Annotated in this window: 10 protein-coding genes; all 10 read right to left on the reverse strand. The window is 62.3% G+C overall.

From position 1 onward, the window contains the following. Positions 1–129 precede the first annotated feature (129 nt). The 10 genes from VD17_RS30040 to VD17_RS30085 are packed head-to-tail and all read right to left on the reverse strand — an operon-like array spanning position 130 to position 9790. Positions 130–1005, reverse strand: a complete 876-nt coding sequence (locus VD17_RS30040) for an SDR family oxidoreductase (RefSeq protein ID WP_046056998.1) — start codon at positions 1003–1005, stop codon at positions 130–132. 26 nt (positions 1006–1031) lie between these two features. Next, complete coding sequence (locus VD17_RS30045; protein ID WP_046056999.1) at positions 1032–2180, reverse strand: acetyl-CoA C-acetyltransferase; 1149 nt, start codon at positions 2178–2180, stop codon at positions 1032–1034. A gap of 42 nt (positions 2181–2222) precedes the next feature. Continuing rightward, positions 2223–3278, reverse strand: a complete 1056-nt coding sequence (locus tag VD17_RS30050) for an acyl-CoA dehydrogenase family protein (RefSeq protein WP_046057000.1) — start codon at positions 3276–3278, stop codon at positions 2223–2225. 10 nt (positions 3279–3288) lie between these two features. Then, on the reverse strand, positions 3289–4455 hold the full coding sequence (locus tag VD17_RS30055) for an acyl-CoA dehydrogenase family protein (protein WP_046057001.1): 1167 nt from the start codon (positions 4453–4455) through the stop codon (positions 3289–3291). A 10-nt stretch (positions 4456–4465) separates the two neighbouring features. After that, positions 4466–5221 carry an enoyl-CoA hydratase family protein gene (locus VD17_RS30060; RefSeq protein WP_046057002.1) on the reverse strand — a complete coding sequence of 252 codons (756 nt, stop codon included), beginning with the start codon at positions 5219–5221 and terminating at the stop codon, positions 4466–4468. Between the two features lie 11 nt (positions 5222–5232). Beyond that, positions 5233–6300 carry an NAD(P)H-dependent flavin oxidoreductase gene (locus VD17_RS30065; protein ID WP_046057003.1) on the reverse strand — a complete coding sequence of 356 codons (1068 nt, stop codon included), beginning with the start codon at positions 6298–6300 and terminating at the stop codon, positions 5233–5235. A 2-nt stretch (positions 6301–6302) separates the two neighbouring features. Next, positions 6303–7175, reverse strand: a complete 873-nt coding sequence (locus VD17_RS30070; protein ID WP_046057004.1) for an enoyl-CoA hydratase — start codon at positions 7173–7175, stop codon at positions 6303–6305. A 24-nt stretch (positions 7176–7199) separates the two neighbouring features. Continuing rightward, positions 7200–7988 carry a CoA-transferase subunit beta gene (locus VD17_RS30075; RefSeq protein WP_046057005.1) on the reverse strand — a complete coding sequence of 263 codons (789 nt, stop codon included), beginning with the start codon at positions 7986–7988 and terminating at the stop codon, positions 7200–7202. Positions 7989–8000: 12 nt separating this feature from the next. After that, positions 8001–8882, reverse strand: coding sequence for a CoA transferase subunit A (locus VD17_RS30080; protein WP_046057006.1), 882 nt, complete (start codon positions 8880–8882; stop codon positions 8001–8003). Positions 8883–8893: 11 nt separating this feature from the next. Continuing rightward, the gene (locus tag VD17_RS30085) at positions 8894–9790 is read right to left on the reverse strand and encodes a VOC family protein (RefSeq protein ID WP_046057007.1); all 897 of its coding nucleotides are present in this window, start codon (positions 9788–9790) and stop codon (positions 8894–8896) included. Positions 9791–10002 lie beyond the last annotated feature (212 nt).

Raw genomic sequence — 10002 nt, forward strand, 5'->3', positions numbered from 1 at the left:
CTTCCAGAATCTGCCGTCAACACTTAATTGAGCTTTTCTATCAAACACTGCGGAACGCCGACGAACAGCCCGTTCCCCCTCTATATAGAAGAGCAAAATGAATCCATCTATATAGAAGGATTGGCCCAATCAACTGCCGTACACTTTCGCCGCAGGCACTACCCTGGCCATTAATTGCTCTACCGCCTGCCCCACCTCTTCCACCGCCCAACGCCCTTGCCTGTCCAATTCCGGACCTCTACGCCAGCCATCGGCAATCGACAACTTGCCGCCCTCGACTTCGAACATCTGCCCGTTTACCGCATTGGACGCTTGCGAGCCGAGCCAGACCACCAACGGCGCAACGTTTTCCGGAGCGAAGTAGTCGAAGCCCTCTTCAGGTTTTTTCATGGTATCGGCGAACACCTGCTCGGTCATTCCGGTTCGCGCGGCCGGGGCCAGGGCGTTGACGGTTATGCCATAGCGACCCAGCTCGGCCGCCTGCACCAGCGTCAACGCAGCGATACCAGCCTTGGCAGCGGCATAGTTGGACTGACCGATGGAGCCCTGCAAACCGGCCCCGGAACTGGTGTTGATGATCCGCGCACTCAGCTGCGCACCTCCCTTGGCCTGCTCGCGCCAGTAACGCGCGGCGTGGCTGGCGATGCAGAAGTGACCTTTGAGGTGCACGGCCACCACCGCATCCCAGTCGGCTTCGGTGAGGCTGGCGAACATGCGGTCGCGGCAGATGCCGGCGTTGTTGACCACCACGTCCAGGCCGCCGAAGGTTTCGATGGCCTGGCGCACGATCAACGCCGCGTCGTCGTAGCGGGTGATGTCGTTGCTGTTGGCCACGGCGCTTCCACCCTGCCCGAGAATTTCGCCGACCACAGCCAGCGCCGCTTCACGATTGATATCGTTGACCACCACTTTAGCGCCCTCGGCAGCGAAGGCCAGCGCGTAGGCCCGCCCCAGACCACCGCCGGCACCGGTGATGATCACTACGCGGTTCTCACAGATTTTCATGTTCCTGCTCCCTTCAAATACATCGCTTACAAGCGTTCGATAATCGTCACGTTGGCCTGGCCGCCGCCTTCGCACATGGTCTGCAAACCGAAGCGTCCCCCGCAGCGCTCCAGTTCATGCAACAGCGTGCACATCAATCGGGTGCCGGTGGCGCCCAGCGGATGGCCGAGGGCAATCGCCCCACCGTTGACGTTGGTCTGTTCATGGGGATAACCCGTCTCCTTGAGCCAGGCCATGGCGACCGAGGCGAAGGCTTCGTTGATCTCCACCCGGTCGATGTCTTCCAGCTTCATCCCGGCTCGCTTGAGTGCATAAGCGGTGGCCGGGATGGGTGCGGTGAGCATCCAGATCGGGTCTTCGGCGCGCACGCTGAGGTGGTGGATGCGCGCGCGCGGTGTCAGCCCGTAGCGTTTGAGTGCCGTTTCAGAAACGATCAGCATCGCGCTGGCCGCGTCGCAGGTCTGGCTGGACACTGCGGCGGTCACCCGGTCGCAGCCAAACAGCACGTCCAGTTCCGCCATTTTCGCCAGGCTGGTCTGGCGTGGCGTTTCGTCGTGCACGACGCCGGCCAGTGGCACGATTTCCCGGTTGAACCGCCCTTGCTCGATGGCCCGCAATGCCCGCTGATGGGACTCCAGTGAATAGGCTTCCAGTTGTTCGCGGGACAGCCCCCACTTCTCGGCAATCATCTGTGCCGAACGGAATTGAGTCGGCGGCTGTGCGCCATAGCGCCGGACCCAACCTTCGGAGCCGCTGAACGGATCTCTGAAGCCCAGCGGTTCAGCGGCGATCATCGCCGAGGAAATAGGAATCTGGGTCATGGTTTGCACGCCACCGGCGACGACCACATCCTGGGTGCCGCTCATCACTGCTTGGGCGGCGAAGTGCACCGCTTGCTGGGACGAACCGCACTGGCGATCGATGGTGGTGCCGGGCACCGACTGCGACAGGCCGGCGGCCAGCCAACTGGTGCGGGCTATGTCCCCGGCCAGCGGACCGATGGTGTCGACACAGCCGAAGATCACGTCGTCGTAATCGTCATCGGGGATGTCGTTGCGCTCGACCAGCGCACGCAAGACGTGGGCGCCCAGATCGGCTGCGTGAATCTGGCTCAAACCACCCTTGCGCCGCCCGGTGGGTGTGCGCAGGGCGTCGACAATATAGGCTTCAGGCATGGTGTACCTCGGGGTAAATGTTGACGTCGGGCACAGTCGCCGTCAGAAAGTTTTGCCAGCACCCAGTGCTGGATTGCCGTCGAACAACGCCGCGCGGATCCGCCCTTTATGATGGCCACGATCACCCCAGACTTTGTCCAGCGCCCAGGCGCGTTTCATGAACAAATGCAGGTCGACTTCCCAGGTGTAACCCATGGCGCCATGGGCCTGAATGGTGTTTTTCGCGGCGAGCATGGCGGCTTCCGAAGTTGCCAACTTGGCATGGGACACCAGCACTTCCTGCCCCGGTTGCTGCTCGGCCAGTGCATAGGCGGCGCGATACAGCGGTCCTTTGGCGAACTCGATCTGCACCGCGACGTTGGCCATCAAATGCTTGACCGCCTGGAACGAACCCACCGGTTTGCCGAACTGTTTGCGTTCAAAGGTGTAATCCACCGCGAGGTCGACCATGCGTTTGGCCAGCCCCAGCATTTGCGCGGCACAGCCCAGCGCGCCACGATTGAACGCGGCGGCCCACAAGCGTCGGCCCTGTTCGCCAGTGGCCACGCAGGTGGCGGACGTTGGCGTCCAGTCGACCTGAAACAGCTGACGACTGGGATCGACCGACACATTGCGGGTCAGGCGCACCGCGCCAGGTTCGACCGCATGCACCTCATCGCCATGAGCCAGCAACAGCAAATCGGCGACGTGAGCATCGCTGACCAGCGGGTTACCCGGTTCAGCAATCGCCAACCGTGCATGGCCTTCGGCGACGCGCGTCAGCCAGTGCTGTTTGAGCACCGCGTGGCTTTCATCAAGGGCGGCGAGCAACGGCACGCCGATCAGCATCGTCTCCACCAGCGGTTCGGGCAGACCGGCATAGCCACATTCCTGAGCGAGCAGAATGAAGTCCAATTCATTCATGCCCATCCCGTCATGCGCCTCGGGCACGGTCAGCGCGGTCAGGCCCAACTCCACCAATTGGGCCCAGAGTTGATCGCTGCGCCCGCTGTCGCTGAGCCACAGTTCACGAATGCGCTCCGGGGTGACCTCATTGATCAAAAAACTTCTGACGTTGTCCTGGAACAGCAACTGGTCGCGGCTGAAACTAAAGTCCATGGTCTATTCCTCAGGCACGCGGCATGCCGAGCATGCGTTCGGCAATGATGTTGCGCTGGATCTCGTTGGTGCCGGCATAGATCGGTCCGGCCTGGGCAAACAGAAAACCTTCCAGCCAATGGCCGACATCGCCCGCAGCAGGTGCTTCGGGCAGCAGCTCGCCACGCAAGCCGAGAATGCTCATGGCGGTGTCGTGCATGCTCTGATCGAGTTCCGACCAGAAGATTTTGTTGGTCGAAGACTCCGGCCCGATCTTCCCGCCTTGCACCAGTTTCGAGGCGGTCATGTAGGTGCTCAGGGTGTAAGCCTCGGCGTCCAGCCAGGCGCGCATCACCGACTCGCCAATGGCCGGATCACGGTCAGCCTGCTCGCGGTTGGACTGGTACAGCTGCACCAGTCGCCGAGCGGTTTCCTGAAAACGTGCGGGTGAACGCAGCAGCAAACCGCGTTCGAACCCGGCGGTGGACATCGCCACATGCCAACCCATGCCCTCGCCGCCCAGTGCGTTTTCCACCGGAACCTTGACGTCGTCGAAGAAAATCTCGGCGAACCCGGGCAAGCCATTGAGCTGAGGAATTGGCCGTACCGTGATCCCCGGGCTGTCGAGCGGCAGCAGAATAAACGTCAGGCCTTGATGGCGCTGCGAATGAGGGTCGGTGCGGAAGATACCGAACACCCAGTCGGCCCACACGGCGCGAGTCGACCAGGTTTTCTGGCCGTTGATCACGTAATGGTCGCCCACCCGTTCGGCCTTCGAGCGGATTGCCGCCATGTCGGAACCCGCGCCTGGTTCGGACCAGGCCTGGGCCCAGATATCTTCACCGGTGGCCATGCGTGGCAAAAAGCGCGCTTTCTGTTCCTCGCTACCGTATTCCATCAGCGTCGGGCCGAGCAGGAAGATGCCGTTCTGGTTAACCCGTGCAGGCGCGCCAGAGCGGTAGTACTCCTCCTCGAAGATCAACCACTCGATCAAGTCGCAACCGCGCCCGCCGAGATCGATCGGCCAGGTGACCATGCCCCAGCGACCGTCGTTGAGCCGGTTTTCCCAGGCACGGTGCTCGGCAAAGCCTTGCTCGGTATCGAACGATTGCAGCGGTTCGCGGGGTACGTTGGCCGTCAGCCAGGTCCGCGCCTCGGCGCGAAAGGCCTGCTGGGCCGGGGTATATGTCAGGTCCATGAGGGTGCCTTCAGCCGTTGAAGTGGGCATCGCGCTTCTCGACGAACGAGTCGCGTGCTTCCTGTGAGTCCAGTGAGCGATAAGCCTCGAGCGTGAAGCCCTGCTCCCAGCGATATTTGTCTTCCAGATTGCCGTCTTCGATACCGCTCAGCGCTTCTTTGGCGAGGCTGATCATGGCCGGGCTCTTGGCGGCGATGGTGCGGGCGATCTGCAGCGCGGCCTCACGCAAGTCCTCGCGTTTGACCACACGCTCGACCGCACCCAGGCGCCAGGCCTCAGCGGCGTCGATCATTTCGCCGGTGAAGTACATGTGACGGACCTTCTGCACCGGGAACAGCCGCTGCAAATGCGCGCCCCCCCCCATGGCGCCGCGATCGACCTCGGGCACGCCGAAGCTAGCGCACTCGGAGGCCACCAGAATGTCGGCCGCGCCGCAGATGCCGATGCCGCCGCCGAGGACGAAGCCGTGTACGGCAACGATCACCGGTTTCGGGTTGCGGTGGATCGCCTTGAAGCTGTCGTAGTTGCCTTTGTTCACCGCCACGATCAGGTTGCCGTCGGCGGCCAGCTCCTTGATGTCGACCCCGGCGCAAAAGCCGCGCCCTTCGGCGCGAATCACGATCACCCGCACGCCGCTGTCGCGACCGAGGCTTTCGATCTCGCTGGCGATATCGGCCCAGCCCTGACAATTGAAGGCGTTGACCGGTGGCTGGTTGAACACCAGTTCGGCAATGCCGTTATCGATGCTGACGCTAAATGGTTTCATGCCTTTCCCCTTCACGACACACGGCGGCACAGCGCGTCCAGACGCAATTCGGCGTCGCGGACGATCTGTTCAATCAATTGGGCGCAGCTGGGCAAGCTGTCGATGGACGCGGCGATCTGGCCGGCGGGCAGTACACCTTCGGCGGGTAACCCGTCGACCATGGCTTTCTGAATCACCATCGGCGCGTTGGCGGCCATGATGCTTTGAGCGGCCGTCAGCTCACCGCTGCCGCGCATTTTCAGCGCGCTGGTGAGCAGTTGCGTCAGGCTCATGCCACTGTGGCGGCGGTAAGCCAGGCCACTGCGGACCGCCAGCAACAAGCGTTTGAGACCACCACTCGCTTCAAGCTCGTTGAGCAATTCGTTGCGAATCATCCGTTGCGGCATACCGTCGATGGCGCGACTGATGATGATCGCCGCCGGGTCCTTGACCGCGAGGTAACGCGACAGGGTTGCCTGCGGCACCGGACTGTCGGCGCACATCAGAAAGCGCGTGCCCATGGCGATGCCTTCGGCGCCGTAGGCCAGGGCCGAGACCAGGCCTTTACCATCCTTGAAACCACCGGCGGCCACCACGGGCACCGAAACTGCGTTGACGACTTGATCGAGCAGCAACGAAGTCGGCACCGAACCGGTATGCCCGCCGCCCTCGCCGCCTTGTACGGTGACCGCATCGGCGCCCATTTCCACGGCTTTCTGCGCGTGTTTGAGCGCTCCAACAGTGGGGATGCACACCACGCCGGCGTCCTTCAAACGGCTGATCATTTGCTTGCCGGGCGAGCGGCTGTAGCTGACCGCCCTGACGTTGTGGCGCAGCACCAGCTCGACGATCTCTGCGGCGTTGGCCTGGTACATATGAAAATTCACGCCGAAAGGCTGATCGGTCAGGCGCCGGGTTTCGAGGATCGCTGCCTCCATCCGCTGAGGCTCGATGGTCGCCCCGGCGAGAAAACCGAAGCCACCGGCATTGCCCGTGGCCGCCACCAGTTTCGGGTCGGCGACCCAGCCCATCGCGGTCTGGATGATCGGATAGCGACAACCGAGTAACTCGGTCAGACGGGTATTCAAAGAGATCGCCATGCTCACGCCCCGCCCGAGGTGCGTTGCGAACGGGCCATGGCCTTGGCGTCGTATCCGCCGAGTCGGTCACCCGACACCAGCTCATTGTGTGCATGGGCGAAGTGATGCAGACCAAACACCATGTCCATGGTTGCGCGCTTGCCCATCAGGTCTTCGGCGTTATTGACCGCCTGTTTGCTCAGTTGCAGACCGAGGCGCGGCATCTGCGCGATGCGTCCAGCGATGTCGAGGGTTTGCTGTTCCAGTTCATCGCGGGCCACTACCCGATTAAGCATGCCCATTTGGTAGGCGCGCGCCGCCGGCATGCGCTCGCCGAGGAACAGAAACTCCTTGGCGATTCGCGCGTTCAACTCATGCACATGGGCGAAGTACTCGACCCCGGGAATGCCCATTCGCACCACCGGATCTGCGAAGTACGAATCCTCACTGGCGACGATCAGGTCGCACACCCAGGCCAGCATCAGTCCACCCGCGATGCACGCTCCCTGGACCATGGCGATGGTTGGCTTGGGCATTTCGCGCCAGCGGCGGCACATGCCCAGATAGACTTCCTGCTCTCGGGCGTAGAGAAATTCACCGCCCGGCTTGTTCACATGGTCGTACCACAGGCTGGCACGGTCGAAGGTCTGATCGACGTCGCGACCCGGCGTGCCGATGTCATGCCCGGCGGAGAAATGCTTGCCGGCGCCACGCAGCACGATGACTTTCACCTCATCGTCGTCGCAGGCCCGGCGAAACGCCGCGTCCAGCGCGTAGGTCATCTGCGAGTTCTGCGCGTTGTGGTACTCGGGGCGGTTCATGGTGACCAGGGCCACCGCGCCGCGCACCTCGTAAAGCACCACGTCGGCCTCGTTCTTGTCGTTATGTTCAGCCATCACTTTTCTCCGAAACGGGGGCGCTCAGCGTTGGCCTGGCGGGTTGTCTTTGAGCTGGCTGGCGCGCAGGTTGTGCGGGTCCAGGCGCTGGATCAGCTGCAATTGCTCGACGGTCGGGGCGGCCGTGGTCGGGCAGTCTGGCGGCACATGCAGGGCAAATCCGGTGTTGTCCTGAACCTCGGCCACCGTCACGCCGGGGTGCAGCGAGCGAATGCGCATTTGCCGGTGCGGGCCCAGGAAATCCAGCACGCAAAGATCGGTGATGATCAGGCGGATATCGATCTCGTCCAGCGACCAGCCGCGCGCCAGACGGGCCGGGTTATAGCCGACCGAGGCGACCATATCGACCTCGCCTTCGACGAACACCCGACGGTTGTGGCTGGGTACACAAAAAGAGTTGGCGTGGCTGATCGAGTTGCCGGGGAAACCGCGTACGCCGAGCATTTGCGCCTTGGGTTTGGCGTAGTCACCGATGCACGAAATGTTGGCCTGGCCGAAGCGGTCAATCTGGGTCGGGCCGACCAGCGCATGGCGCTTGCCGCCCCAGACGTTGTCGAAAATCCGCGAGAACCCCATCCAGCTGTCCCGCTTGGGTTGATAGCCGTTGCGCGCGCCCAACGGCACCGGTTCGGCGACCATGTAGGCTTCGGAGTCGGTCATCAGCAGCTGCGGATTGCTGCTGAGCATGGCCAGTGACGCGGCGAGGCGCGGGATCACACCGATGCCGCTGGCCAGGACCTCACCATCGTCGCGCCAGGCTTCAGAAGCGGCGCAGATCATCAATTCGGCGAGGCTGTAAGTGGTAGTGCTCATCGCAAGGCTCCCTTAAAAAATCGGCAACGGCAGTTGGCGGATCGCAGCCAGGCCGCCGACCTTGTCCAGGTACTGTTCGTGAGTGCAGTCGACGTAGTCCCGGACGTAGCCCGGCCAGCCATCGACGGCTTGCGCCGAAGCGTTGTAAGCCTTGAAGTGCGCCACGTCGAAACCGTACAGCGGCGCGCAGGAAGACGGGTGCGCACCGCCCGGCACGTGGGCCACGGCGGTGGTCAGGTTGCGTTCCCAGAACACTTGATGCGCGTGTCCGGCATCGGCGTGGAAATACTCGCTGTCCACCAGTTCATCGCAGGTCACGTAGCTGTGAGTCGCGGCACGTACGAACAAGTCGTCCATGTAGTGATCGGGGCCGCTGATCTGGCACACACCGCGCGCATCGGCACGGTCGACGTGGATCAGCGCCGCATCGAGTTTGAGCGCTGGCATCGCCACCCAGTCCTTGCCATCGGCATAGGGCGAGGCGATCAACTTGATCTGCCGGTTGTGGCGCAGCACATCGGTGCCCAAGCCTACTGCCGTCGGAATAAATGGCACATTCATCGCTGCGGCCCGTAGACCGAGCAGGAGCATGCCTTCGTCGATTTCCATCACCTCCAGCGCCGCCTCTTGGCGTGCTTTGCGGAAGTACGGTTCCAGTGGAATGAAATCCAGGGAAACGAAGGCGAACACCAGCTTCTTGATCTTGCCGGCCGCACAGAGCATGCCGACATCCGCACCACCGTAGGCGACCACGGTGAGGTCCTTGAGGCCGGAGCGCAGAATCTCCCGCACCAACGCCATGGGTTTGCGCCGCGGCCCCCAGCCACCGATGCCGATGGTCATGCCGTCACGCAGTTGGCCGACCATCTCGGCCGTGGTCATTCGCTTGTCCATCGTCATCGTCCTCATTGGCGACCGACACTGAAGTCGTGGCCCCAGTGGCTGACCACTGTGCTTTCAAAAGGTGTGTGGCGATCCCAATCGACCACCAGGCCATCGCAGCCGTATTCCAGGTCAAACCCGGACGGCGTCTTGATGTAGAACGAAATCATCTGATCGTTGGTGTGCTGACCGAGGGTGGCCGACAGCTTCACACCGTTGGCGTGCACGCGATCAAGGGCGCGACCGACTTCGTCCAGCGCGTTGACCTCGACCATCATGTGCACGCAGCCGTGGGGCATCGGGCACTCGAAAATCGCCAGCGAGTGGTGCCGGCCGTTATTGCAGTGCAGGAAGTGGATACGCTTTTGCGGCTCGGCCGGGTCCGGGGTGAAGCGGACTTTCATCAGGTCGGACAGACCAAAACCGAGGACTTGCTCATAGAAATCCCGGCAGCGCTCGAAGCTCGGCGCCGGCAGTACCACGTGGCCCATGCCCAATTCGTTGGTGACAAAACCCTTGACCCCGACAGGCGAGACGAAGCGTGCGAAGTCCTGCAACGGTCCCCAGAACAATTCGTGGTGATTGCCATCCGGATCGCTGAAGTGCACCAGCTCCTGGACCTTGCGAACCTCGGCCTGGGCCACAGTGCCACGGGTGACTTGTACATCGGCCTGTTCCAGAACGCTGACGGCGTTTTCAAGCGCCGCTTTGCCAGGCACTTCCCAGCCGCACGCACCGAAGCCGTTCTCAGCGCTTTTCTCCACCAGAATGCGGTAATGGCGCTCGTCCATTTTCAGGTACAGCCGCTCATCGTCATCGCTGCCGACCACCATCATGCCCAGCACCTGGCTTGCGTACTGACGCCATTGCGCCAGGTCGCTGGATAACAGGGTGACGTAACCCAGACCACGGATATCCATGGATGCACTCCTCGTTCTTTTTCTAAGGCCCCGCCGCACTCGGCGGCTGCCGGGGGAGACTTTATGCAGGGCTATTCAAGCGGGTTTGAGCGGGGGCAACATCGTCCAATGGGACTAGCGGAAATGATTGGCCGAGCATAGAAAACGGGCCATCTATGGCTAGTGCCAGTCAGTTAAGCCGGAATGTTATCTGTAGATACCGTCTTGAACCT

It is taken from the genome of Pseudomonas fluorescens, assembly GCF_000968015.1.
GTDB classification, from domain to species: domain Bacteria; phylum Pseudomonadota; class Gammaproteobacteria; order Pseudomonadales; family Pseudomonadaceae; genus Aquipseudomonas; species Aquipseudomonas fluorescens_W.